The following is a 24,501-nucleotide window of genomic DNA, read 5'->3' as shown; positions in this document are numbered from 1 at the left end:
AAACTCTTCCGGAAAACGTTTATTCCCCTCTTCTGTGGGAGATACTAGCAATCAGAGGAATGAATTGGATACATAAATTGTTTTTCAGGAGGGACCACCATGAGTTGGACAGGGATCGCATTATTTATTCAGCTGTTTTTTGGGATCATCATTGGTTTGTATTTTTGGAATTTGCTTAAAAATCAGAGGACACAAAAAGTCACGATAGATAAGGAATCAAAGAAGGAAATGGAGCAGCTTCGCAAAATGAGGGCTATCAGCTTGTCCGAACCGTTATCTGAAAAGGTGCGCCCCAAAAGCTTTCAAGATATCGTCGGCCAGGAAGACGGGATTAAAGCGTTAAAAGCGGCGTTGTGCGGACCGAACCCCCAGCACGTCATTGTCTATGGACCGCCGGGAGTCGGAAAAACAGCTGCTGCACGGCTTGTGTTAGAGGAAGCCAAAAAACATAAGCAATCACCTTTTAAAGAGCAGGCTGTTTTTGTGGAACTCGATGCGACAACGGCTCGATTTGATGAAAGAGGAATTGCGGATCCGCTTATTGGATCTGTACATGATCCGATATACCAAGGGGCCGGAGCGATGGGACAGGCGGGTATTCCGCAGCCGAAGCAGGGGGCTGTCACGCATGCCCACGGCGGTGTATTGTTTATTGATGAAATTGGGGAGCTGCATCCTATTCAAATGAATAAAATGCTGAAGGTGCTTGAGGACCGGAAAGTCTTTTTAGACAGTGCTTATTACAGCGAAGAAAATACACAAATACCGAACCATATTCACGATATTTTTCAAAATGGGCTTCCAGCCGATTTTCGTTTGATCGGTGCGACAACTAGAATGCCAAATGAAATCCCTCCGGCAATCCGATCCCGCTGTCTAGAAGTGTTTTTCCGCGAGCTTGAGAAAGATGAGCTGAAATCAGTTGCCAAAACAGCCGTGGATAAGATTGAAAAGAATATTTCTGAAGAGGGACTTGATTTGTTGACCAGCTATACACGGAACGGCCGGGAAGCAGTCAATATGATTCAAATCGCGGCGGGAATGGCGGTGACCGAGGACCGGAAGGACATCACCATTGAGGATATAGAATGGGTGATTCATTCCAGTCAGCTTACCCCTAAGCACGAGCAGAAAATCGGCTCTGCACCGCAAATCGGCATTGTAAATGGACTCGCAGTGTATGGCCCTAACAGCGGTTCGCTGCTGGAAATCGAAGTGAACGTAACACCGGCTCAGGATAAAGGGTCAATTAACATTACCGGAATAGCAGAAGAAGAAAGCATCGGCAGCCAATCAAAATCAATTCGCCGGAAAAGCATGGCAAAGGGCTCGGTTGAAAATGTGCTAACCGTATTGCGTACAATGGGAATGAAGCCTTCTGACTACGATATCCACATTAATTTTCCGGGCGGCATTCCGATTGACGGGCCGTCAGCAGGTATTGCCATGGCGGCGGGAATTTTTTCAGCCGTTCATAAAATTCCGATTGACAACAAGGTAGCTATGACAGGCGAGATCAGTCTAAACGGACTTGTAAAACCGATTGGAGGCGTGATCCCGAAAATTAAAGCCGCAAAACAGTCAGGTGCCAAAAAAGTCATTATCCCGTATGAAAATCAGCAATCAATTTTAAAACAGATTGAAGGAATTAAAATTGTGGCGGTGAAAACGTTCCAGGAAGTGCTTGATGAAATTTTAGTGAACCCGCCTACTGAACAAAAACCTTTAAACATGCAAATGAATAAAGAATCAGTCTGACCCTATTTTTAAAATAGGGTTTTTTTTATGAAGGACATCTTTTCCTTTTTCAGATGAGAAAGAAAGGGTATACTACGAGGAGACTGTGTTATAGAAAAGCTGAACCATGCCGTTTATTGTACAAGGATGAAAAAGTTGTATTATAATGGTTCATACTAAAGTCACGGAGGTGTCAGTCACATGGCAGAAGAATTAAAACGCAGCATCCCGCTCCTCCCTTTAAGAGGTTTATTAGTGTACCCGACAATGGTTTTGCACTTAGATGTAGGACGTGACAAGTCGGTTCAGGCCCTTGAACAGGCAATGATGCATGATCATATGATATTTTTAGCTACTCAGCAGGATATTTCGATAGACGAACCGGGTGAAGACGAAATTTTTACTGTCGGCACCTATACGAAAATTAAACAAATGCTGAAGCTTCCAAACGGTACAATCCGTGTGCTGGTGGAAGGTATACAGCGCGCCCAGATCATTGATTACAATGAGCATGAGGATTATACGTCGGTAGACATTCAGCTGATCCAAGAAGATGATTCAAAAGATACAGAAGACGAAGCGCTGATGCGGACTTTGTTGGACCACTTTGATCAGTACATAAAAATTTCGAAAAAAATCTCAGCCGAAACGTACGCCGCGGTTACTGATATCGAAGAGCCGGGCAGAATGGCAGACATTGTTGCTTCTCACCTGCCTCTTAAACTAAAGGATAAGCAGGATATTTTAGAAACGGCCGATGTCAAAGACAGACTGAATAAGGTCATTGATTTTATCAACAATGAAAAAGAAGTGCTTGAGATCGAGAAAAAAATCGGCCAGCGTGTCAAACGTTCAATGGAGCGTACGCAAAAGGAATATTATTTGCGCGAACAGATGAAGGCGATCCAAAAAGAGCTAGGCGATAAAGAAGGCAAAACAGGTGAAGTTCAATCGCTGACCGAAAAAATCGAAGAAGCGGGTATGCCTGACCATGTGAAGGAAACGGCTCTTAAGGAATTAAACAGATATGAAAAAATTCCGTCCAGTTCTGCCGAAAGTTCTGTTATCCGCAATTATATTGACTGGCTGGTCGCTCTCCCATGGACGGATGAGACAGAAGATAAGCTTGATTTAAAAGAGGCTGAACATCTTTTGGACAAAGAACATCATGGACTTGAAAAAGTGAAAGAGCGTATTTTAGAGTATTTGGCGGTTCAGAAGCTGACAAAATCCTTAAAAGGCCCGATTCTCTGTTTGGCAGGACCTCCGGGGGTCGGAAAAACGTCCTTAGCCAAATCGATTGCTAAAAGTATGGATCGGAAATTTGTTAGAATTTCACTTGGCGGGGTGCGCGACGAATCAGAAATTCGCGGGCACAGACGGACATATGTCGGGGCAATGCCGGGACGTATTATTCAAGGCATGAAAAAAGCCGGCAAGCTGAATCCGGTATTCTTACTGGATGAAATTGATAAAATGTCTTCTGATTTCAGAGGCGATCCGTCATCCGCAATGCTTGAAGTGCTTGATCCAGAGCAAAACAGCACCTTCAGCGACCACTACATTGAGGAGACCTTTGATCTGTCAAAAGTGCTCTTTATCGCTACGGCTAACAATTTGGCGACAATCCCGGGACCGCTTAGAGACAGAATGGAAATCATTAATATTGCGGGCTACACGGAAGTGGAAAAACTTGAAATTGTAAAAGATCACCTTCTTCCGAAGCAGATCAAGGAGCATGGGCTCAAAAAGAGCAACCTGCAGCTGCGTGATCAGGCCATTCTTGATATTATCCGTTATTATACGAGAGAAGCAGGTGTGAGAAATCTCGAGCGCCAGCTTGCTGCCATCTGCCGCAAGGCTGCAAAAGCCATTGTTTCTGAAGATAGAAAACGAATTACAGTTACGGAGAAAAATCTTCATGACTTTATCGGAAAACGAATGTTCAGATACGGACAAGCAGAAACGGAAGATCAGGTGGGCGTAGTCACGGGGCTGGCTTATACAACTGTCGGCGGAGATACACTGTCGATCGAAGTATCGCTTTCTCCAGGGAAAGGCAAACTGATCCTGACGGGTAAGCTTGGCGATGTCATGAGAGAGTCTGCTCAGGCGGCTTTCAGCTACGTGCGTTCAAAAACAGAAGAACTTGGCATTGAACCTGACTTTCATGAGAAGTATGATATTCATATACATGTTCCTGAGGGTGCGGTGCCTAAAGATGGTCCGTCTGCCGGTATAACAATGGCGACTGCGCTTGTTTCTGCTTTAACAGGACGGGCGGTATCGCGTAAAGTCGGAATGACTGGCGAAATTACACTTCGCGGGCGCGTGCTGCCGATCGGCGGACTGAAAGAAAAAGCGCTCGGGGCACATAGAGCGGGATTGACGACGATTATTGCACCAAAAGATAATGAAAAAGATATAGAGGATATTCCAGAAAGCGTCAGAGAGGGGCTCACATTTATATTGGCATCCCACTTAGACGAAGTTCTGGAACATGCCCTAGTAGGAGAGAAGAAATGAAAGTCACAAAGTCAGAAATCGTAATCAGTGCAGTTAAACCTGAACAGTACCCTGAAGGGGGGCTTCCGGAGATTGCATTGGCCGGAAGATCGAACGTAGGAAAGTCATCTTTTATCAATTCATTGATTAATCGTAAAAATCTTGCGAGAACATCATCAAAACCGGGAAAAACACAAACATTAAATTTCTACATTATTAATGACGAATTGCATTTTGTTGATGTACCGGGTTACGGTTTTGCCAAAGTATCAAAATCCGAGCGTGAAGCTTGGGGCAGAATGATTGAAACCTACATCACGACACGCGAGGAATTGAAAGCAGTTGTGCAGATTGTTGATTTGCGGCATGCACCGTCTAATGATGATGTGCAGATGTATGAATTCTTAAAGTATTACGGCATTCCTGTTATTATTATCGCTACAAAAGCAGACAAGATTCCGAAAGGAAAATGGGACAAACACGCGAAGGTTGTCCGACAGACATTAAATATTGATCCGGAAGACGAGCTGATTCTCTACTCCTCAGAAACGAAAAAGGGGAAAGACGAAGCTTGGGGAGTGATCAAAAAAATGATAAACCGGTAGAGATTGATCTCTGCCGGTTTTTTATTTATCGTATAGATTTTTTTCGTTTTATCAATAATAACAATAAACTGATTCCGATAAACACAAACGGCCAATACTCTTTCAGCAGGGCCGTGGGAATATGCGCAGACTCAAGCCAAGCCATAATCTGTTTGAAAAAGTAAAGAAACAGGGAAAAACAAATCATCGAAACAGCTTCATATACATATTCTGTTTTCTGAACGGTTGAAACGAGCAGCGAGAAGCCGACCATGAAGAGAAGCATTTCAAAATCATCCGGCCACCATGTCCACTTTGGCTTAACGAAAAAGTGCAAACCGATTCCGAAGAGAAGCAAGCCGATAAAGAAATGCGGGGAAACTGCTTCTTTTTTTCCTTGGTATATAAAGGCTGCGCCTAACAGCATAAGAAGAACAGGCCATTGATCCTGTCCTGAAAACAGTTCGGCTTGGCCGCTTTCAAGCCATGCGTATACGGAAGCGGCGAGCAGCAGACAAGGAAATAAAATTGATTTTTGTTTCATGCATATCACCTTCTTGTTATCTAGAGCTGATTTTTAGTAAATTTCTGCTGTTTTTGTTATTGTCAATAGGAACATATTTTGTTCGTGAAGCTTTTTCTAATATAGCACAAGATTTTTGAAATCTGTTCACATTTTGCGAAAGAAACTATGTTATAATTATTATAAATAATGAATTCTATGTTAGAATGATTATAAATAAAGTTTGGGTGTTGGGGGTGTAATAAAAGCTATGCATATACTTGTTGTGGGAGTAGATTATAAATCCGCCCCTATTGAGATACGTGAAAAAGTAAGTTTTCAGCCGAATGAGCTTGCAGAAGCGATGGTGCAGCTAAAAGCAGAGAAAAGCATTCTCGAAAATATCATCGTATCAACCTGCAACCGCACCGAAATTTATGCGGTAGTCGACCAGCTCCATACCGGCCGTTATTATATAAAGAAATTTTTAGCTGACTGGTTTCACTTAAGCAAAGAAGACCTGTCTCCGTTTTTAAGATTTTATGAAAGCGATGCGGCTGTTGAGCATTTGTTCCGTGTAGCCTGCGGATTGGATTCTATGGTGATCGGTGAAACGCAAATTCTCGGCCAGGTGCGCGATAGCTTCAAAACAGCTCAGCAAGAAAAAACGATTGGCACGATTTTTAATGAGTTGTTTAAGCAGGCAGTTACAGTGGGTAAACGGACTCACGCCGAAACAGACATTGGCTCTAATGCAGTGTCTGTTAGCTATGCGGCCGTTGAGCTTGCGAAAAAAATCTTCGGAAACCTTTCAAGTAAGCATATATTAATTCTCGGTGCGGGAAAGATGGGCGAGCTTGCAGCCGAAAATCTGCACGGACAGGGGATCGGAAAAGTGACCGTCATTAACAGAACATACTTGAAAGCGAAAGAACTTGCAGACCGTTTCTCCGGTGAAGCGCGAAGCTTAAATCAGCTTGAAAGCGCGCTTGCAGAAGCCGATATTTTAATCAGCTCTACCGGTGCGAGTGATTTTGTTGTGTCTAAAGATATGATGGAAAACGCGAATAAGCTTCGCAAGGGCCGTCCTTTATTTATGGTGGACATCGCCGTGCCAAGAGACTTGGATCCCGCTTTGAACGATCTTGAGGGCGTCTTCCTTTATGATATAGACGATCTTGAAGGGATCGTAGAAGCGAACCTGAAAGAGCGGAGAGAAACCGCTGAGAAGGTTGAACTGTTAATCGAAGAAACCATTGTGGAATTTAAACAATGGCTGAACACACTCGGTGTAGTGCCTGTGATTTCAGCACTGCGTGAAAAGGCGCTGGCAATCCAGTCTGAAACGATGGACAGCATCGAACGGAAGCTGCCACATTTGACGACAAGAGAGAAAAAACTTTTGAATAAACATACGAAAAGTATCATTAACCAAATGCTGCGCGACCCAATATTAAAGGTGAAAGAACTTGCGGCAGAGGCTGATTCTGAAGAAAAGCTGGCTTTATTTATGCAGATTTTTGATATTGAAGAAGCTGCGGGCCGGCAAATGATCAAAAGCGTTGAAGGCAGCCAAGAGGTCCATTCTTATAAGAAGGCTGAATCAAGAGCGGGGTTTGCCCCACTTGTAAGTGAGTGAAAGCTGAATGATTGATACTGCAATGGCAAGGCTTAATGAAGGGACAATCGTCATTTACGCATTAAGTGTACTCTTTTATTTTATAGATTTTCTTCAACACAACCGGAAGGCTGGGAAAATGGCCTTCTGGTTGCTTTCTATTGTCTGGACTCTGCAAACCGTGTATTTAGCCTATTTTATGTGGGTGACGGGGAGGTTTCCGGTATTAAATGTGACGGAGGCGCTTTATTTTTATGCTTGGGTGCTTGTCACACTGTCACTTGTGCTGACAAAGCTGCTGCGTGTTGATTTTATTGTGTTTTTTACAAATGTAATAGGGTTTGCTATGATCGCCATTCATACATTTTCACCGACGGAGCAGCAGTCAGCGGCTTTTTCAGGTCAGCTCGTATCAGAGCTATTAGTGATTCATATTACAATGGCAATTCTTTCTTACGGCGCTTTTTCCCTTTCCTTTGTATTTTCTGTGCTCTATTTGTTTCAATATCATTTGTTAAAAAAGAAAAAATGGGGAAAGTGGCTGTTGAGAATAGAAGATTTGTCTAAGCTTGATTATATGGCGTACGTACTGAATGTCATTGGCGTCCCGATGCTCTTGCTGAGTTTGATTCTCGGCGTCATTTGGGCGTATGTGTCACTTGAAACGCTGTATTGGTTCGACGCCAAAGTGCTTGGTTCGTTTGTCGTCCTGCTTCTGTACAGCTACTATCTCTATATCAGGCTGATTAAAGAGCTCCAGGGGAAGGTCGCTGCACTGTGGAATACGGCTTGTTTTCTCGTGCTAATGATCAATTATTTCCTGCTCGGAAGCCTGTCTCAATTCCATTGGTTCAGTTAAATAATGTGCCCAAGCAGATTCGGGAGGAAAGAAAAAATGAGAACGATAAAAGTAGGTTCCAGACGGAGCAAACTCGCTATGACCCAAACAAAATGGGTCATCCGCAAACTGAAGGAAATCAATCCTTCTTTTGCTTTTGACATAAAAGAAATCGTCACAAAGGGTGACCGGATTGTCGATGTTACCCTGTCAAAAGTGGGAGGAAAAGGGCTGTTTGTTAAAGAAATCGAACAAGCGCTTTTAAACGAAGACATTGATATGGCGGTTCACAGCATGAAGGATATGCCTGCCGTTTTGCCTGAAGGCCTTGTGATCGGCTGTATTCCTGAACGGGAAGATCCTCGTGACGCTCTTATTTCAAAGAATCGTGTAAAGCTTTCTGAATTGAAGGAAGGTGCTGTTATCGGCACAAGCAGTTTAAGAAGAAGCGCACAGCTTTTGATTGAGCGCCCTGACATTACAATTAAATGGATTAGAGGTAATATAGATACGAGACTTCAAAAGCTGGAAAACGAAGATTACGATGCAATTATTTTAGCTGCGGCAGGGCTTTCCAGAATGGGCTGGAAGCAGGATGTCGTAACTGAATTTCTTGAGCCTGAGCGCTGTCTTCCAGCTGTTGGCCAGGGCGCTCTTGCAATTGAGTGCCGAGAATCGGATCAAGAGCTGTTAGCGTTATTTTCTCAGTTTACGGATGAGTACACAAAACGGACTGTACTGGCAGAGCGTGCCTACTTAAACGCAATGGAGGGCGGCTGTCAGGTGCCGATCGCCGGCTACTCGGTGATAAACGGCCAGGATGAAATTGAACTGACAGGGCTTGTGGCTTCACCCGATGGAAAAATGACTTTCAAAGAAACTGTCACCGGAAACGACCCGGTGGAAGTCGGTAAGCGCTGTGCGGCTCTCATGACTGATAAAGGCGCTAAAGCTTTAATCGATCGCGTAAAACGGGAGCTTGATGAGGATGGTAAATGATGTTCCTTTGAAAGGAAAAACAGTGCTTGTCACCCGCAATAAGACGCAGGCAAAATCGTTTCAGCAGAAAGTGGAGAAGCTTGGCGGAAAAGCGGTACTGACCTCGTTGATCACGTTTCGCCGAGCTCTGCCGAATGATCTGGCGGAACAGGTGCGAATTGATCTTGCCGTACCCGGCTGGCTTGTGTTTACGAGTGTAAATGGAGCCGATTTCTTTTTTTCTTATCTAAAAGAAAATCAGCTAATTGTTCCCGGTCATAAAAAGATTGCGGCTGTTGGTGAAAAAACCGCACGCCGTTTGGAATCGTATGACGTATCGGTTGATGTAATGCCTCATGACTATATTGCAGAACAATTGGCGGACGCTCTTAAGCAGCATGCCGAACCGTCAGAACGGATTACGGTCATAAAAGGCAATTTATCTCGCGATGTGATAAAAAAAGAGCTTACGCCTCTTGGCTTTGTTGTGAAGGAATGGGTCGTATATGAAACCGTTCCTGATGAAGATGGCATCAAGGAATTAAAAAATGCCGCGAATCAGCATTCATTTGATTTTGTGACATTTACAAGCTCATCAACCGTACATACATTTATGCATGTTCTGGGAGAAGGATTAAAAAAATGGCAGGCACACCAGACGGCCTGCATCAGCATCGGACCGTTAACGAGGGACGCTCTGCTGTCGTACGGAATCACGTCGTATATGCCTGATACATTTACAATTGACGGTATGCTTGATTTAATGTGCCGCATGTCTAGAAAGGAAGATAGAATATGAGTCAATCATTTAACAGACACCGCCGTTTGCGGTCATCAAAAGCAATGAGAGAGATGGTAAAAGAAACTCGTCTGCATCCATCTGATTTTATTTACCCGATCTTTGTCGTTGAAGGTTTAGAAGGAAAAAAAGCTGTTCCTTCAATGCCTGATGTTTATCATGTATCTTTAGATCTATTAAAGGATGAAGTGGCTGAGCTGGTCAGTCTCGGAATTCAATCCGTTATTGTTTTCGGCATACCTGAAGAAAAAGATGATTGCGGAACGCAAGCTTACCATGATCATGGGATTGTGCAAGAAGCAATTGCGGAAATTAAAAAGCATTTCCCTGAGCTGGTTGTCGTCGCTGATACATGCCTATGTGAATATACAGATCACGGACATTGCGGTCTCGTCAAAGACGGACAGATCTTGAATGATGAATCCTTGGAGCTATTGGCGCAGACAGCTGTCAGCCAAGCAAAAGCCGGAGCGGATATCATTGCGCCTTCTAACATGATGGACGGATTTGTGACGGTTATCAGAGAAGCGTTAGATAAAGAAGGATTCATCAATATTCCGATCATGTCTTACGCTGTGAAATATTCAAGTGAGTTTTACGGTCCGTTCCGTGATGCAGCAAACAGCACGCCTCAATTTGGCGACCGCAAAACGTATCAAATGGATCCTGCCAACCGTTTGGAAGCACTCCGTGAAGCACAATCAGATGTTGAGGAAGGTGCGGACTTCCTGATTGTGAAACCTTCACTTTCTTATATGGATATCATGCGGGATGTAAAAAATGAGTTCACATTGCCGCTTGTGGCTTATAATGTAAGCGGAGAGTACTCTATGGTGAAGGCTGCAGCTCAGAACGGCTGGATCAAGGAAAAAGAGATTGTCTTAGAAATTTTGACAAGTATGAAGCGTGCGGGTGCCGACCTGATTATCACGTATCATGCAAAAGACGCAGCAAAATGGCTTGCGGAGTAATCTTATTCAGTTGACAGGAGTTGAGGCAGATGAGAAGCTATGAAAAATCAAAAACGGCTTTTAAAGAAGCGCAAAAACTCATGCCGGGCGGTGTAAACAGCCCCGTTCGCGCCTTTAAATCGGTAGATATGGACCCGATTTTTATGGAGCGCGGAAAAGGCTCTAAAATCTATGATATTGATGGAAATGAGTATATTGATTACGTCTTGTCATGGGGGCCTTTAATTTTAGGACACACAAATGATCGTGTTGTAGAGAGCCTTAAAAAAGTGGCTGAATACGGGACAAGCTTCGGGGCTCCGACTGAGGTGGAAAATGAATTGGCGAAGGTCGTCATTGACCGAGTTCCGTCAATAGAAATTGTAAGGATGGTCAGCTCGGGAACCGAGGCGACCATGAGCGCGCTTCGTTTGGCAAGAGGATATACAGGCCGCAATAAGATTTTGAAATTTGAGGGCTGCTACCATGGACACGGAGATTCTCTGCTGATTAAAGCGGGTTCAGGAGTGGCAACACTCGGTCTGCCTGACAGCCCGGGCGTACCTGAAGGCATTGCGAAAAACACCATCACTGTTCCGTACAATGATTTAGAAAGTGTAAAGCTTGCATTCCAACAGTTTGGTGAAGATATTGCAGGCGTCATCGTAGAACCGGTTGCCGGAAACATGGGTGTGGTTCCGCCGCAAGAAGGCTTCCTGCAAGGTCTGCGGGATATTACTGAACAGTACGGCACGCTGCTGATTTTTGATGAAGTCATGACTGGCTTCCGGGTCGATTACAGCTGCGCACAAGGTTATTTCGGTGTAACGCCTGATCTGACTTGCTTAGGGAAAGTGATCGGGGGCGGACTTCCTGTCGGCGCTTATGGCGGTAAAGCCGAAATTATGGAGCAAATTGCTCCAAGCGGTCCGATTTACCAGGCTGGTACGCTGTCAGGCAACCCGCTTGCAATGACGGCTGGACTCGAAACATTAAAGCAGCTCACGCCTGAATCATACAAGACCTTTATGAAAAAAGGCGACAGACTGGAAGAAGGCATTTCAAAAGCGGCAGAGGCGCACGGTATTCCGCATACCTTTAACCGCGCAGGTTCAATGATTGGTTTCTTCTTTACAAATGAATCTGTCATCAATTATGAAACAGCCAAAGCATCAGATTTGAAGCTGTTTGCCAAGTATTATAAAGGAATGGCAAACGAAGGTGTGTTCCTTCCGCCATCTCAATTCGAAGGACTCTTCCTCTCGACGGCTCATACTGATGAGGATATTGAAAAAACAATTCAGGCAGCTGAGAACGTATTCGCTGAGATCAGCCGCGGATAAGTACAATCAAAACCGGTATCAAGGATTTCCTTGTACCGGTTTTTTCTGTGCATCCTCATTCATATTTTCTCCAATTCATACATACACCTTTAGTGACATCTAATTTTAAGGATTAGATGAAAGGAGGATATGAACTTGCCGCAAAATCATCGATTGCAATTTTCTGTGGAAGAAACGATCTGTTTCCAAAAAGGACAGGAAGTTTCTGAACTGCTTTCCATTTCATTAGATCCTGATATTAGGGTTCAGGAAGTGAATGATTACGTTTCAATCAGAGGATCGCTTGAACTTACAGGTGAGTACAACATAGATCAAAGCAAAAATGCTGAGGAGTTTTATACTGATAAGCGGTTTGTCGAGGAGGTCAGAACGAGAGAGGATGGAACAGCGGAACTGACTCATTGTTTCCCTGTCGATATTACCATCCCGAAAAACAAAGTCAGTCATTTACATGAAGTTTTTGTGTTTATTGATGCATTTGACTATCAACTAACAGACTCGCGCATCCTTACGATCCAAGCTGATCTAGCAATAGAAGGCCTTCTTGATGACACAGCGGACAGGGAGCCGGACATTCCTCTCTATGAAGCTCCTAGTGAAGGTTTTTCTGAGCCGCCAGAGTTTCAAGTCTCAGAAGCGGAGCCATTTGTTTTAGAAGCAGAGAACAGCGAAGATAGTAAGTCGGAAGAAGCGCCAGCCGAGGCGCCAGAGCTTCATGTTTCGGAAGCGGGGTTTCGTGAAGAGCAGGAAAATGAAGAGGAAGAAGCTGAGCGGTCAGAGCCATTTGCTTTGGAGGACAGCGAAGAAATAAAAGCGAATGAAGCGCCAGCCGGGGCGCCAGAGCTTCATGTTTCGGAAGCGGGGTTTCGTGAAGAGCAGAAAAATGAAGAGGAAGAAGCTGAGCGGTCAGAGCCATCTGCTTTGGAGGACAGCGAAGAAATAAAAGCGAATGAAGCGCCAGCCGGGGCGCCAGAGCTTCATTTCTCGGAAGCGAGGCTTCGTGAAGAGCAGGAAAATGAAGAGGAAGAAGCTGAGCGGTCAGAGCCATTTGCTTTAGAAGCAGAGGGCAGCGAAGGTATAAAGACGGAAGAAGCGCCAGCCGAGGCGCCAGAGCTTCATGTCTCGGAAGCGAGGCTTCGTGAAGAGCAGGAAAATGAAGAGGAAGAAGCTGAGCGGTCAGAGCCATTTGCTTTGAAGGACAGCGAAGAAATAAAAGCGAATGAAGCGCCAGCCGAGGCGCCAGAGCTCCTTGTCTCGAAAGCGGGGCTTCGTGAAGAGCAGGCGAGTCAAGAGAAAGAAACTGTACGATCAGAATCACCTGCTTTAGAACCAGAGGGCAGCGAAGATATAAATGCGGCAGAAGCGAAGCAGCCGGAGCTCATTCTTTCAGAGGCAGGGCTTCGTGAGGAAGTAGAGACAATAGAAGCAGAGTCCCCAAAGGCTGCTTCAGGAAGAGAGATCCGCAAAAAAGCAGAGATGGAAGAAGAGCAGGCTGAACTGTCAGAACCGCTTGTTTTAGAGACGGAAAAATCACCTGCTGCAGAGGCTGAGCGTGGAGAAGAAAAAATAGAACAGCGAGATTCTCCTATTCTTGAGCATGCTCGGCGTCAAGAATCACAAGAAACAGAATCGGAGCTATCGGATCACATCGAGCCTGCACTCCGACAGGATGCAGAACAACTGGAGGAAGTCCGGGAAACGGTACCTGAAAACGTTGTTTCTTTAGAAGAAGAAAGCAGAGAGCAGGAGAAAGTGCCAGCTGCACTTTTAAAGGAAGAAGCAGCAGCTCCAACCCTGCATTTTAATCAAAAGATAAGTGCTGAAGAGGAATCTCAGGAAGAAGAGCTCACTCCGGCCTATCGTACCTTCCTGCCGGAACAAGATTCAGAAGAGCATTCCTTCTATTCAGCACCTAAGCTGCTGGAGGAAGAAGAGCAGAAGGAAGAAAGCTTTGAAATTGAAGTGAGAAAAACTCCTTCACCTGAAGAACCTGAGGAAGAGACGTCTTTTCATTCTTACCAGCTGCCTGACACTTCCGACCCTGAAAGGAAGGAAACAGATGCTGTTGCTAGGGATGTTCCTGCTGCTCAAACGAAGGAACCTGAAACAAAGGAAAATCATAATTCTCTTTATTTAACAAAACTCTTTACGAGAGAAGAGGATGAGTTTTCTAGAATGAAAATATGTATTGTTCAGCAGGAAGATACCATTGAACGTTTATGCGAACGGTACGACATTACCTCCCAGCAGCTGATCAGGATGAATTCTTTGGCGCTGGATGATGAATTGAAAGCAGGGCAGATTCTTTATATCCCTCAATACAAAAGCAGCCATGCGTAAGCCGTAAGCGATCGGAAAATGTGGTGAATGGAATGGAAGATGTCCAATCGGTTCTTCAGGAATACGGACTGACGGCTCAATTTATTGAGCCAGTCAGTCCTCGTGTGTGGAAAGTGTATTCAGATTATGGGGTATTTGCGCTGAAAAAAATGAAATCGGTTCGCGGCAGACATTTTACAGATCAAATGGTGGCAATTGAGGAAAAAGGCTTTCATTCCTTTGTTCCTATTTACAGAACAAATGGGGGGGAGTTTTTCTCCGGGGGCGTACAAACGGGAGACTCCTATTACTTAATGCCTTGGCTCCAATTTGACCAAGAGGAAGAGCGGGATCAGAAACATGGCTATCTATTTAGAGAAACAGCCCGCCTCCACGAAAGAACTGCGCAAGAAATCAAGGTCAGGCGTGAAGACATTGAACGCCACTATGAACAAACGAGAAAAAAGTGGGAAAATGAAAAGATCATTTATGAACAGTTTGTAGACAGAGCGGAGAAAGAATGGTACCTTTCTCCCTTTGAACTGCAGGCTGTAACCTATTTTTCAGAAACCATTTCCGCTGTAAACTTTGCGCTTGAGCGGATTAAGGACTGGTATGAAGCGGCAAAAGAAAAGGGCACCTCAAGGGTTGTCATTAACCACGGCAGCCTGTCTATTCACCATTTTCTGTACAATGATGCAGGAACCGGATATTTTACGAATTTTGAGAGAGCGTCTGTGGGGCCGCCGCAAAACGACTTGCTCGGCTTTTATACACGAATGTTCAGCGGTTTTCCAAAAGCTTGTCCTGAGTGTGTCGATTGGTTTTATGCATATACGAAAGCATTTCCTCTGCATGAGGCTGAAATCAGTCTTTTTCTCAGTTACATGGCTTATCCGGCAGCGGTGTACAAAGTGCTGAACCGCTATCAGACCGGGAAAAGACGCCGTGAAAAAGATGAATGTACACACTTATTAAAGGCATACTGGCAAATGAAAAATATAGAGCCGTTTGTGATGAAAATTCATCAAATTGAACAAGAGAAAAAATTTCAGGCGGAAAACGAGTCCACGTCTTAATTGGCGCGGACTTGTTTGTTTATATCCATTCCAAATGAAGCGCACAGGCTAAAAAAATCAATAGTGCGAGCAGCAAGACATCAAAGGTTGTCGGAAAGAAAATGGTTCTGATACCCTGGAAAATCGTTATCGGAATAATCACTTGCGCGGATACAAGCCGAATTTGCCTGACCCACGGCGGCAGGGAATAAGAGCTGAAACGTTTCTTCACGGTGCATCCTCCTCTACGCATTTACAAGCATCATATGTATACTTGGTCAATAGGTGCCTGCCCATCTTGTATAAGAAGCAGTATTTTTGGAAAAGATGATTGACGAATCAAAAACACTTTTACTATAATAAAGAACATAAATAAAGAATATAATGAGCTGATAGATACACCTGCTTAGAACGGGAAGAGTACAAGAAAGACGCATGCAGAGAGAGAAGCCGCTTGCTGAAAGGCTTCTTATGTTGTTTGATTGGAAGGTCGCCCGGGAGCACAATTTCTTGAAGGAAGAGTAGAGAAATTCGGGAGACCCCCGTTATCCGTTGAAGCGCATGAACTGACAAGGTTCATGAAAAAAGGTGGTACCGCGAAAGAGCTTTTCGTCCTTTTCCCAAGGATGAAGGGCTCTTTTTTCGTTCTCAGCCATTTTACACATGCTGGAGGGTTATGATGGAAACGAATGAACAAACAATGCCGACAAAATACGATCCGGCTGCGGTTGAAAAAGACCGATATGATTTTTGGCTAAAAGGTAAGTTTTTTGAAGCGGGCAGTGACCAGACGAAAGAGCCGTACTCTGTTGTTATTCCGCCGCCAAATGTAACAGGAAGACTTCACCTTGGCCACGCGTGGGACACAACGCTGCAAGACATTGTAACAAGAATGAAACGCATGCAGGGCTATGATGTGCTGTGGCTTCCGGGTATGGACCACGCCGGTATCGCGACACAGGCTAAAGTTGAAGCGAAACTTCGTGAAGAAGGCACAAGCCGCTACGATTTAGGCCGTGAGAAATTCCTTGAAGAAACATGGAAGTGGAAGGAAGAATATGCTGACTTCATTCGCAGCCAGTGGGCGAAATTAGGGCTTGGCCTAGATTATTCCCGTGAGCGCTTTACGCTTGATGAAGGCTTAAACCGAGCGGTTCGCGAAGTATTCGTTAAACTTTATGAAAAAGGCTTGATCTACAGAGGCGAATACATTATAAACTGGGACCCTGCAACAAAAACAGCTTTATCCGACATTGAGGTCATTTACAAGGACGTTCAAGGCGCATTCTATCACATGAGCTATCCGCTTGCTGACGGATCAGGTTCAATTGAAATCGCGACGACACGTCCAGAAACGATGCTTGGTGATTCAGCCGTTGCGGTACACCCTGAGGATGAGCGCTACAAGCACCTGATCGGGAAAACGGTTATTCTGCCTATCACAAATCGTGAAATACCGATTGTTGGCGATGACTACGTTGATATGGAATTTGGTTCAGGTGCAGTGAAAATTACGCCTGCCCATGATCCGAACGACTTCGAGCTTGGCAACCGCCATAACTTAGAGCGCATTCTTGTCATGAATGAAGACGGCACGATGAATGAAAATGCGCTGCAATATCAAGGCATGGATCGCTTCGAATGCCGCAAAAAGCTCGTTAAAGATTTACAGGAGGCAGGCGTTCTCTTCAAAATCGAGGATCATCTGCACTCTGTCGGGCATAGTGAACGAAGCGGAGCAGTTGTTGAACCGTACCTTTCTACCCAATGGTTTGTGCGCATGCAGCCGCTTGCTGATGCAGCAATAGAATTGCAAGAGAAAGAAGAAAAAGTCAACTTTGTTCCTGACCGCTTCGAAAAAACGTATTTGCATTGGATGGAAAATATTCGCGACTGGTGTATTTCCCGTCAATTATGGTGGGGCCACCGCATTCCTGCCTGGTATCATAAAGAAACCGGCGAGTTATATGTCGGTCTTGAAGCGCCAGATGACAGCGAAAATTGGGAGCAGGATACAGACGTGCTGGATACTTGGTTCAGTTCTGCGCTCTGGCCGTTCTCCACTATGGGTTGGCCTGATCTGACAGCTGAAGATTTTAAACGCTATTATCCGACTGACGTTCTTGTTACAGGCTACGACATCATTTTCTTCTGGGTGTCACGCATGATTTTCCAAGGAATTGAATTTACTGGAGAACGTCCGTTTAAAGATGTTTTAATCCATGGTTTAATCCGTGATGAGCAGGGCAGAAAAATGAGTAAATCTCTTGGCAACGGTGTCGATCCGATGGACGTGATTGACAAGTACGGAGCCGATTCCCTTCGCTATTTCCTGGCGACTGGAAGCTCTCCTGGCCAAGATCTTCGCTTCAGCTATGAAAAAGTGGAATCAACTTGGAATTTCGCCAATAAAATTTGGAACGCTTCTCGATTTGCGTTAATGAACATGGACGGCATGACATATGATGAGCTTGATCTTTCAGGTGAGAAATCAGTAGCTGACAAGTGGATTTTAACGCGTTTAAATGAAACGATCGAAAGTGTGACACAGCTAGCTGATAAATATGAATTTGGTGAAGTCGGCCGCCATTTATATAACTTTATTTGGGACGATTTCTGTGATTGGTATATTGAAATGGCGAAGCTTCCTCTATACGGAGAAGATGAAGCGGCTAAGAAAACAACCCGTTCCATCCTTGCTTATGTTCTGGATCAAACGATGCGCCTGCTTCATCCGTTTATGCCATTCTTAACGGAGGAAATTTGGCAGCACCTGCCTCACCAAGGAGAATCCATTACTGTGAGCACATGGCCTGTTGTTGTGCCTGAGCATACAGACACTGAAGCTGCTGCTGACATGAAGCTTCTCGTTGAACTGATCCGTTCAGTGCGTAATATCCGCAGCGAAGTAAACACACCGATGAGCAAGCAAGTTGAACTGTACATTAAAGCGAGCACGGACGAGGTCGCAGCCCGTCTCGAAGCAAACCGTTCATATGTTGAACGCTTTACAAATCCGAGCGTACTGAAAATCGGTACAGATATCGAGGCAGTTGATAAAGCAATGACGGCAGTTGTCACAGGTGCAGAGGTTATACTTCCGCTTGAAGGTTTAATTAATATCGATGAAGAAATCGCCCGACTGCAAAAAGAATTCGATAAGCTGACGAAAGAAGTCGAACGTGTTCAAAAGAAACTTGGAAACGAAGGATTTATAAAAAAAGCGCCTGCGCACGTAATTGATGAAGAGCGTGAGAAAGAGAAAGATTACGTGGCGAAGCGTGACGCTGTTCAAAAACGAATGGCTGAGCTTAAGGGCTAATGAAAAGCCGAGGCGGTTTCTTGAGAAACCGCCTTGTCTTATAAAAGAGGGGATTATCATTGTTTACTGCATATGAACAAGCGCGCAGCTGGATTCACAGCCGTCTAAAATTCGGAGTGAAGCCCGGTCTTGATCGAATGAAGCAGCTGATGGAGCGATTGGACCATCCTGAAAAGAAAATCCGCGCGCTCCACGTGGCGGGAACAAACGGCAAAGGATCAACTGTTGCTTTTATCCGTTCTATGCTGCAAGAAGCGGGATACACTGTCGGTACGTTTACGTCGCCTTATATCATTACATTTAATGAGCGCATCAGCGTAAACGGCACACCTATTACAGACGAGGAGTGGGTCACACTCGTCAATCAGGTGAAACCGATCGTTGAAGAGCTTGACCAAACTGAACACGGTCAGCCGACAGAATTTGAAATTATGACGGCTTGTGCATTTTTATATTTTGCTGCGTATCATCAGGTCGATTTTGTTATTTTTGAAACAGGTCTCGGCGGAAGGTACGATTCTACTAATGTTGTCGAACCGCTTTTAACTGTCATCACAAGCATCGGTCACGACCATATGAACATTTTAGGAAACACCATTGCAGAAATCGCAGGAGAAAAAGCCGGGATTATTAAAGATGGCATTCCGATGGTGACAGCCGTTACCCAGCCGGAAGCCTTACAGGTAATCCGACATGAAGCTGAACGAAAATCTGCTCCTTTTCAGTCATTGCATGATACATGCAGGATTTATAATGAAGAGGCTCTTCCAGCGGGAGAACAATTTTCTTTTAAAACAGGAGAAAAGTGTTATGCAGATATTCGAACATCTCTCATCGGCACGCATCAAAGACAAAATGCGGCTTTGTCCATTTTGGCTGCCGAGTGGCTTAACAGGGAAAACATTGCTGAAATTAGTGATGCTGCTATAAGAACCGGGCTCGTTAAGGCTGCTTGGCCGGGCAGATTAGAGTTGGTTCAGGAACATCCGCCGGTATACTTAGACGGCGCCCATAATGAAGAAGGGATCGATAAGCTGACTGAAACAATGAAGCAGCGTTTCCCGGATTCCGACATTTGTGTGGTGTTCAGCGCGTTAAAGGACAAGCCGTATCATGACATGATTAAGAAACTGGAAACCATCGCGCACTCGATTCATTTTGCTTCTTTTGATTTTCCGCGTGCTTCACTTGCGAAAGACCTGTATGATGCTAGTGAAATCGGCAGCAAAAGCTGGAGTGAAGATCCGGAGCAAGTGATCAAATTAATAGAAAGCAAAAAAGGCTCAAATGATATCGTGCTCATTACGGGATCACTATATTTTATTTCTGACATTCGAAAAAGAATGCTGTAATGACTTTGTCCCGGCAGAATCAATAATGATATTCTGCCGGGATTTTTTCTGTCAAAATCTAAAATTGCTTATTATAGTTCAATATGCTAACCGTGCTACAATCCATAGCATAATCTAATGAGAGTAAAGGTGTGTTGTCTATGATTCCGATTCTTTTTGTCCTCGGCCTTATCCTCGGTTCATTTTATTACACGGCAGGATGCCGTATCCCCTTACACATGTCCATCATAAACCCGCGTTCGGCATGTTCTTTTTGCCGGAGAAGCTTAACCCCGGCAGAATTAATCCCTGTTTTATCTTTTGCTCTGCTAAAAGGCAAATGCAAAAGCTGCGGCCAAAAGCTCTCTCTTATGTATCCAGCGGCAGAGCTCTCGACAGCGTGTTTATTTGCAGCCGCGGGATTTCGTTTTGGTTTGTCTTGGGAACTGATTGTTGCGTTGCTGTTTCTGTCTCTTCTTATCATTGTTTCTGTGACAGATATTCACTTTATGTTGATTCCAAATCGCATATTGCTATTCTTTCTTCCCTTTCTGGCGGCTGGCAGAATCATTTCTCCGCTTTATTCATGGTATGAAGGCTTCATAGGTGCGGCTGCCGGTTTTCTTTTGCTGTCCTTTATTGCCGTCATCACTCATGGAGGAATAGGGGGAGGGGATATTAAATTACTTGCCGTCATCGGACTTGTGCTTGGTGTGAAAATGCTTGCTATCGCGTTTTTCTTTTCCGTACTTATAGGAGCATTGTACGGAACTGCCGCTATACTGTTCGGAAGGCTGGGCAGAAAACAGCCGATTCCCTTTGCACCGGCAATTGCGGCAGGAAGCATTTTCGCTTATTTATACGGTGACTCTATCATTTCCTTTTATGTCAAAATGGCGTTAGGGTGACTGATGAAAAATTTGACGAACGTTTTTTGGACAAGACGACAAAAGTCTTGTTCTTTTTTTTTTCGCCTGTGCTAAAGTGTGTAGCATGAAAAGCCACAAGAACGGTCACACAAATGAAGGGAGGAAGCAAAATTGAAAAAAAGGAAGCAAAAAAAAATCAGTAAAGCGGAAGAAAAAGCCCTTAAGGTGACGATTAATGGAAAAGAAGAAACAGTTTACGAGCAGGAGACACCGAAGACAGAGCAAGAAAAAAACATGACGTTTTCAAATTGGGAGGAAAAGAGAAAGGCGGAGCAGGAGGTTGCAGCCTCCCATGAACATCCTGATGAAGATGAATTTAACTGGGATTCAGAGGAGGATAAGGTGTTTAAAGATGATCCCAAAGTTGTTCCGCCCTATCAAAAGAAAAAATCGAAGCTCTATTCAAAAGGAAAGACAGGGGCGGCCAAGCCGGTAAAAAGAGTGGCGGCAACGATTGCCTTTGCAGCGGTTTTAGGCACCGGCTTAGGGTTATTTGCATTAAATATATCAGGCAATAAAGAAGCGTCGGCGCCAGCCTCTTTAGATGACTCTTTAGGCAGCCAGACGGCAAAAGCAGGAGATACAGCTGCGGAGAAACAAAGCACCGCCGGAGAAAAACAAGCGGCACAAACGGAAGGTACATATAAAACATATGCAGTGCAAGCAGGAAAGTTTTCAAATGAAAAGGGTGCAGAGACGTTAACTGAACAGTTGACTGAAAAAGGATATTCCGCCATTTCTCTGTCAAAGGATGACGGGTACACGTATGTCATCGCGGGCCTGGCAAGTGATAAGGCTGTATCACAGCAGGTAGGGCAGCTTTTAATCGACAGCGATTTTGAAGCCTGGGGGGGCAAGGAACTATCCTTATCAATAGAGTCGGATATGACAGGTCCTTTCAAGAAAACAGCGGAGCTCTCAGCGAAGGCGATCTTGGGAGAAGATATTACAAAAGCGAGTGTTGAAAAAATAAAAAATTCGCTCGGTAAAACAGAAGCAGCTGAAACGGGAGAGAAAAAAGCAATTTTGCAGGCGTTAAAGGAATTAGAGGACCCAAGTGCTGAAGCCGGATGGAAGGCTCAGCAGCAGCTTTTAGCCGTAATTAAATAATAGAAAGTGCCTGAGCCTTCGTCCTTAGTGACAGGCTTTTTTTATTTTGTCATGAAAAAGTTATTTTTCTGAAATTGTGGCGAGCCTCGTGATTTGGTAGGATAAATGAGTATCTTTTTTTCTTAAGCAAACCCTGAAAGGATGACGAACATGGCTAAGCCGCTTATACTTGCATCACAATCTCCGCGAAGAAAAGAACTCCTCGATCTGCTTCAGATTCCCTACACCATTATTGTCAGTGAAGTAGAGGAAAAATTAAATCGAAACTTTTCACCTGAAGAAAACGTCCAATGGTTGGCAAAACAAAAAGCTAAGGCTGTGGCCGATCTCAATCCGGGCGCAATTGTAATCGGTGCTGATACAATGGTATGTCTTGACGGTGAGTGCCTCGGCAAACCGCAAGATCAAGAAGAAGCCGCTGCTATGCTCCGCAGGCTTTCCGGCCGGAGTCATACCGTGATAACCGCTGTCAGTATTCAAACCGCAAATCACAGCGAAACGTTCTATGACAAGACAGAAGTTGTGTTTTGGCCCCTCAGTGAAGAAGATATTTGGACTTATATTGAAACAAAAGAGCCGATGGATAAAGCAGGTGCTTACGGCATCCAAGGAAAAGGCGCACTTTTTGTAAAGAAAATAGACGGAGATTATTATTCAGTCGTAGGGCTCCCTATATCAAAAACAATGAGAGTTCTGAAGGATTTTGATGTAGAAGCCTGACGGTTTTATAAACGGGAAGGGAAAGAAAAGGAGGGCTTGATCATACACGATCTGCCATTTAAACTCAAAGATTTCCCAAAGAAAGAAAAGCCTAGAGAACGGCTGCTGAAAGTCGGAGCCGAGAACTTAGCAAACAACGAACTTTTGGCTATTTTATTGCGGACAGGCACAAAGAACGAATCTGTTATGAACCTTTCAAACCGGCTTCTGCGTTCGTTTGACGGGCTGCGCCTGCTGAAAGAAGCTTCAGTTGAAGAACTGTCCAGCATCCCGGGAATCGGTCTTGTGAAGGCTGTGCAAATACTGGCAGCAGTTGAACTGGGAAGCCGTATTCATAAATTAGCCAATGAAGAACATTTTGTAATCCGCTCCCCGGAAGACGGCGCAAATCTGGTCATGGAGGATATGCGCTTTTTAACCCAGGAGCATTTTGTCTGTTTATATTTAAATACAAAAAACCAAGTCATCCATAAACGCACTGTTTTTATCGGAAGTCTGAATTCATCCATTGTCCACCCCCGGGAGGTGTTTAAAGAAGCGTTCAAACGATCTGCCGCTTCCTTTATTTGTATCCATAATCATCCTTCGGGGGATCCGACGCCGAGCAGGGAAGATATTGAAGTGACAAGACGGCTGTTTGAATGCGGAAACCTGATTGGCATCGAGCTGCTTGACCATTTGGTGATTGGCGACAAAAAATTTGTGAGTTTAAAGGAAAAAGGATATTTGTAACACTTTTTTTTTCGTCGAATTAAGCTATAATAGAGTTTATGAGTTTTTCCCTTTAGGGTATTTTTGCTTTAAGAAAGGAAGATACATACATATGTTTGGAATTGGTACAAGAGACCTTGGTATAGATCTTGGAACTGCGAATACGCTTGTTTTTGTAAAAGGTAAAGGAATTGTTGTGAGGGAGCCGTCAGTCGTCGCGCTGCAAACGGATACGAAATCGATTGTTGCTGTCGGAAATGATGCGAAAAATATGATCGGACGGACGCCTGGAAACGTAGTGGCTCTTCGCCCGATGAAAGACGGCGTTATCGCTGATTATGAAACAACGGCTACCATGATGAAATATTACATCAATCAGGCCATTAAAAATAAAGGCATGTTTGCCAGAAAACCTTATGTGATGGTTTGTGTGCCATCCGGCATTACTGCGGTTGAAGAGCGTGCTGTTATCGATGCGACAAGACAAGCCGGAGCGCGTGACGCGTATCCGATTGAAGAGCCGTTTGCTGCGGCTATCGGCGCCAATCTCCCGGTTTGGGAACCGACTGGAAGCATGGTTGTTGATATCGGGGGCGGAACGACAGAAGTTGCAATTATTTCCCTCGGAGGTATTGTAACATCTCAATCCATCCGCGTTGCCGGTGATGAAATGGACGATGCGATTATCAACTACATCAGAAAAACATACAACCTGATGATCGGGGACCGCACAGCTGAAGCGATTAAAATGGATATCGGCTCTGCTGAATCCGCAGAAGAATCCGATAAAATGGAAATCCGCGGCCGTGACTTGCTGACAGGTCTGCCGAAAACGATCGAAATTACCGGGAAAGAAATTTCTAATGCTTTGCGTGACACGGTGTCAACCATTGTAGAGGCAGTGAAAAGCACACTTGAAAAGACACCGCCTGAGCTTGCCGCAGATATCATGGACAGAGGTATTGTGTTAACCGGCGGCGGAGCGCTTCTTCGTAATTTGGACAAAGTCATCAGCGAAGAAACAAAAATGCCGGTCCTTATCGCTGAAGACCCGCTTGATTGTGTAGCGATCGGGACAGGAAAAGCACTGGAGCACATCCATCTTTTCAAAGGAAAAACAAGATAATCGGGAGTTCAATAGAAGAGG

At 44.6% G+C, this 24,501-nt stretch carries 20 protein-coding genes and 1 other annotated feature; of the genes, 18 read left to right on the top strand and 2 right to left on the bottom strand.

What is annotated here, in order from left to right; genetic code table 11:
* Positions 1-99: 99 nt before the first annotated feature.
* From lonB to yihA, 3 genes are all read left to right on the top strand, one after another.
* A complete protein-coding gene (lonB, locus tag NST56_RS15140; RefSeq protein WP_010335183.1) occupies positions 100-1,758 on the top strand; it encodes an ATP-dependent protease LonB in 1,659 nt (552 codons plus the stop codon).
* 180 nt (positions 1,759-1,938) lie between these two features.
* Entirely contained in the window at positions 1,939-4,263 is a 2,325-nt protein-coding gene (gene lon / locus NST56_RS15135; protein ID WP_168748380.1) for an endopeptidase La, read from the top strand.
* Positions 4,260-4,847, top strand: coding sequence for a ribosome biogenesis GTP-binding protein YihA/YsxC (yihA, locus tag NST56_RS15130; RefSeq protein WP_010335181.1), 588 nt, complete (start codon positions 4,260-4,262; stop codon positions 4,845-4,847). Before lon ends, yihA begins: the two co-directional genes overlap by 4 nt.
* Positions 4,848-4,872: 25 nt before the next feature.
* Here the strand turns inward: yihA and NST56_RS15125 are convergent, their stop codons facing one another.
* Positions 4,873-5,370 (bottom strand): hypothetical protein, encoded by a 498-nt coding sequence (locus NST56_RS15125; protein WP_229146585.1) that lies wholly within the window; start codon positions 5,368-5,370, stop codon positions 4,873-4,875.
* Positions 5,371-5,599: 229 nt separating this feature from the next.
* Here NST56_RS15125 and hemA point away from each other — a divergent pair, with 229 nt between their 5' ends.
* From hemA to cotN, 8 genes are all read left to right on the top strand, one after another.
* A complete protein-coding gene (hemA, locus tag NST56_RS15120; RefSeq protein ID WP_010335179.1) occupies positions 5,600-6,967 on the top strand; it encodes a glutamyl-tRNA reductase in 1,368 nt (455 codons plus the stop codon).
* 7 nt (positions 6,968-6,974) lie between these two features.
* Complete coding sequence (locus tag NST56_RS15115; RefSeq protein WP_010335178.1) at positions 6,975-7,805, top strand: cytochrome c biogenesis protein; 831 nt, start codon at positions 6,975-6,977, stop codon at positions 7,803-7,805.
* A 36-nt stretch (positions 7,806-7,841) separates the two neighbouring features.
* A complete protein-coding gene (gene hemC / locus NST56_RS15110) occupies positions 7,842-8,783 on the top strand; it encodes a hydroxymethylbilane synthase (RefSeq protein ID WP_010335177.1) in 942 nt (313 codons plus the stop codon).
* Positions 8,773-9,561: a uroporphyrinogen-III synthase gene (hemD, locus tag NST56_RS15105; RefSeq protein ID WP_268445594.1), complete on the top strand. Its 789-nt coding sequence runs from the start codon at positions 8,773-8,775 to the stop codon at positions 9,559-9,561. The genes hemC and hemD overlap by 11 nt, the downstream gene beginning before the upstream one ends.
* Positions 9,558-10,532, top strand: coding sequence for a porphobilinogen synthase (gene hemB / locus NST56_RS15100; RefSeq protein WP_010335175.1), 975 nt, complete (start codon positions 9,558-9,560; stop codon positions 10,530-10,532). The genes hemD and hemB overlap by 4 nt, the downstream gene beginning before the upstream one ends.
* Before the next feature lie 29 nt (positions 10,533-10,561).
* Positions 10,562-11,854 carry a glutamate-1-semialdehyde 2,1-aminomutase gene (gene hemL / locus NST56_RS15095; protein ID WP_268472285.1) on the top strand — a complete coding sequence of 431 codons (1,293 nt, stop codon included), beginning with the start codon at positions 10,562-10,564 and terminating at the stop codon, positions 11,852-11,854.
* Positions 11,855-11,989: 135 nt separating this feature from the next.
* Positions 11,990-14,194, top strand: a complete 2,205-nt coding sequence (locus tag NST56_RS15090; RefSeq protein ID WP_339177512.1) for a LysM peptidoglycan-binding domain-containing protein — start codon at positions 11,990-11,992, stop codon at positions 14,192-14,194.
* Positions 14,195-14,226: 32 nt separating this feature from the next.
* A complete protein-coding gene (gene cotN, locus NST56_RS15085; RefSeq protein ID WP_168748373.1) occupies positions 14,227-15,252 on the top strand; it encodes a spore coat protein CotN in 1,026 nt (341 codons plus the stop codon).
* Between the two features lie 19 nt (positions 15,253-15,271).
* On the opposite strand, the gene NST56_RS15080 is transcribed toward cotN, so the two are convergent.
* Complete coding sequence (locus NST56_RS15080) at positions 15,272-15,463, bottom strand: hypothetical protein (RefSeq protein ID WP_010335171.1); 192 nt, start codon at positions 15,461-15,463, stop codon at positions 15,272-15,274.
* Positions 15,464-15,629: 166 nt separating this feature from the next.
* Positions 15,630-15,851 (top strand) — a binding site (T-box leader).
* Between the two features lie 59 nt (positions 15,852-15,910).
* Between NST56_RS15080 and valS the strand changes: the two genes are divergently transcribed.
* The 7 genes from valS (at position 15,911) to mreB (ending at position 24,480) form a co-directional block, all read left to right on the top strand.
* A complete protein-coding gene (gene valS, locus NST56_RS15075; protein ID WP_010335170.1) occupies positions 15,911-18,553 on the top strand; it encodes a valine--tRNA ligase in 2,643 nt (880 codons plus the stop codon).
* Between the two features lie 59 nt (positions 18,554-18,612).
* Positions 18,613-19,905, top strand: a complete 1,293-nt coding sequence (locus tag NST56_RS15070) for a folylpolyglutamate synthase/dihydrofolate synthase family protein (protein WP_339177507.1) — start codon at positions 18,613-18,615, stop codon at positions 19,903-19,905.
* 140 nt (positions 19,906-20,045) lie between these two features.
* Positions 20,046-20,792, top strand: a complete 747-nt coding sequence (locus NST56_RS15065) for an A24 family peptidase (RefSeq protein WP_339177506.1) — start codon at positions 20,046-20,048, stop codon at positions 20,790-20,792.
* Positions 20,793-20,924: 132 nt separating this feature from the next.
* Entirely contained in the window at positions 20,925-21,923 is a 999-nt protein-coding gene (locus tag NST56_RS15060; protein ID WP_010335167.1) for an SPOR domain-containing protein, read from the top strand.
* A 150-nt stretch (positions 21,924-22,073) separates the two neighbouring features.
* A complete protein-coding gene (locus NST56_RS15055) occupies positions 22,074-22,643 on the top strand; it encodes a Maf family nucleotide pyrophosphatase (RefSeq protein WP_010335166.1) in 570 nt (189 codons plus the stop codon).
* A 36-nt stretch (positions 22,644-22,679) separates the two neighbouring features.
* Complete coding sequence (radC, locus tag NST56_RS15050) at positions 22,680-23,375, top strand: DNA repair protein RadC (RefSeq protein WP_168748368.1); 696 nt, start codon at positions 22,680-22,682, stop codon at positions 23,373-23,375.
* Positions 23,376-23,466: 91 nt separating this feature from the next.
* Positions 23,467-24,480 (top strand): cell shape-determining protein MreB, encoded by a 1,014-nt coding sequence (mreB, locus tag NST56_RS15045; RefSeq protein ID WP_010335164.1) that lies wholly within the window; start codon positions 23,467-23,469, stop codon positions 24,478-24,480.
* The last annotated feature ends 21 nt before the right edge of the window (positions 24,481-24,501 follow it).

The organism is Bacillus sp. FSL R5-0560, assembly GCF_037966305.1.
Taxonomy (GTDB): domain Bacteria; phylum Bacillota; class Bacilli; order Bacillales; family Bacillaceae; genus Bacillus; species Bacillus mojavensis.
The sequence above is the reverse complement of the archived record's forward strand: the minus strand, read 5'-3'. Positions and strand labels throughout refer to the sequence as shown.

Coding starts and splice junctions, on each gene's coding strand:
- NST56_RS15065 (WP_339177506.1), top strand. CDS start 20,046: ATGATTCCGATTCTTTTTGTCCTCGGCCTTATCCTCGGTTCATTTTAT.
- hemC (WP_010335177.1), top strand. CDS start 7,842: ATGAGAACGATAAAAGTAGGTTCCAGACGGAGCAAACTCGCTATGACC.
- lonB (WP_010335183.1), top strand. CDS start 100: ATGAGTTGGACAGGGATCGCATTATTTATTCAGCTGTTTTTTGGGATC.
- hemB (WP_010335175.1), top strand. CDS start 9,558: ATGAGTCAATCATTTAACAGACACCGCCGTTTGCGGTCATCAAAAGCA.
- NST56_RS15115 (WP_010335178.1), top strand. CDS start 6,975: ATGATTGATACTGCAATGGCAAGGCTTAATGAAGGGACAATCGTCATT.
- NST56_RS15055 (WP_010335166.1), top strand. CDS start 22,074: ATGGCTAAGCCGCTTATACTTGCATCACAATCTCCGCGAAGAAAAGAA.
- valS (WP_010335170.1), top strand. CDS start 15,911: ATGGAAACGAATGAACAAACAATGCCGACAAAATACGATCCGGCTGCG.
- mreB (WP_010335164.1), top strand. CDS start 23,467: ATGTTTGGAATTGGTACAAGAGACCTTGGTATAGATCTTGGAACTGCG.
- yihA (WP_010335181.1), top strand. CDS start 4,260: ATGAAAGTCACAAAGTCAGAAATCGTAATCAGTGCAGTTAAACCTGAA.
- hemA (WP_010335179.1), top strand. CDS start 5,600: ATGCATATACTTGTTGTGGGAGTAGATTATAAATCCGCCCCTATTGAG.
- lon (WP_168748380.1), top strand. CDS start 1,939: ATGGCAGAAGAATTAAAACGCAGCATCCCGCTCCTCCCTTTAAGAGGT.
- NST56_RS15125 (WP_229146585.1), bottom strand. CDS start 5,370: ATGAAACAAAAATCAATTTTATTTCCTTGTCTGCTGCTCGCCGCTTCC.
- hemL (WP_268472285.1), top strand. CDS start 10,562: ATGAGAAGCTATGAAAAATCAAAAACGGCTTTTAAAGAAGCGCAAAAA.
- cotN (WP_168748373.1), top strand. CDS start 14,227: ATGGAAGATGTCCAATCGGTTCTTCAGGAATACGGACTGACGGCTCAA.
- hemD (WP_268445594.1), top strand. CDS start 8,773: ATGGTAAATGATGTTCCTTTGAAAGGAAAAACAGTGCTTGTCACCCGC.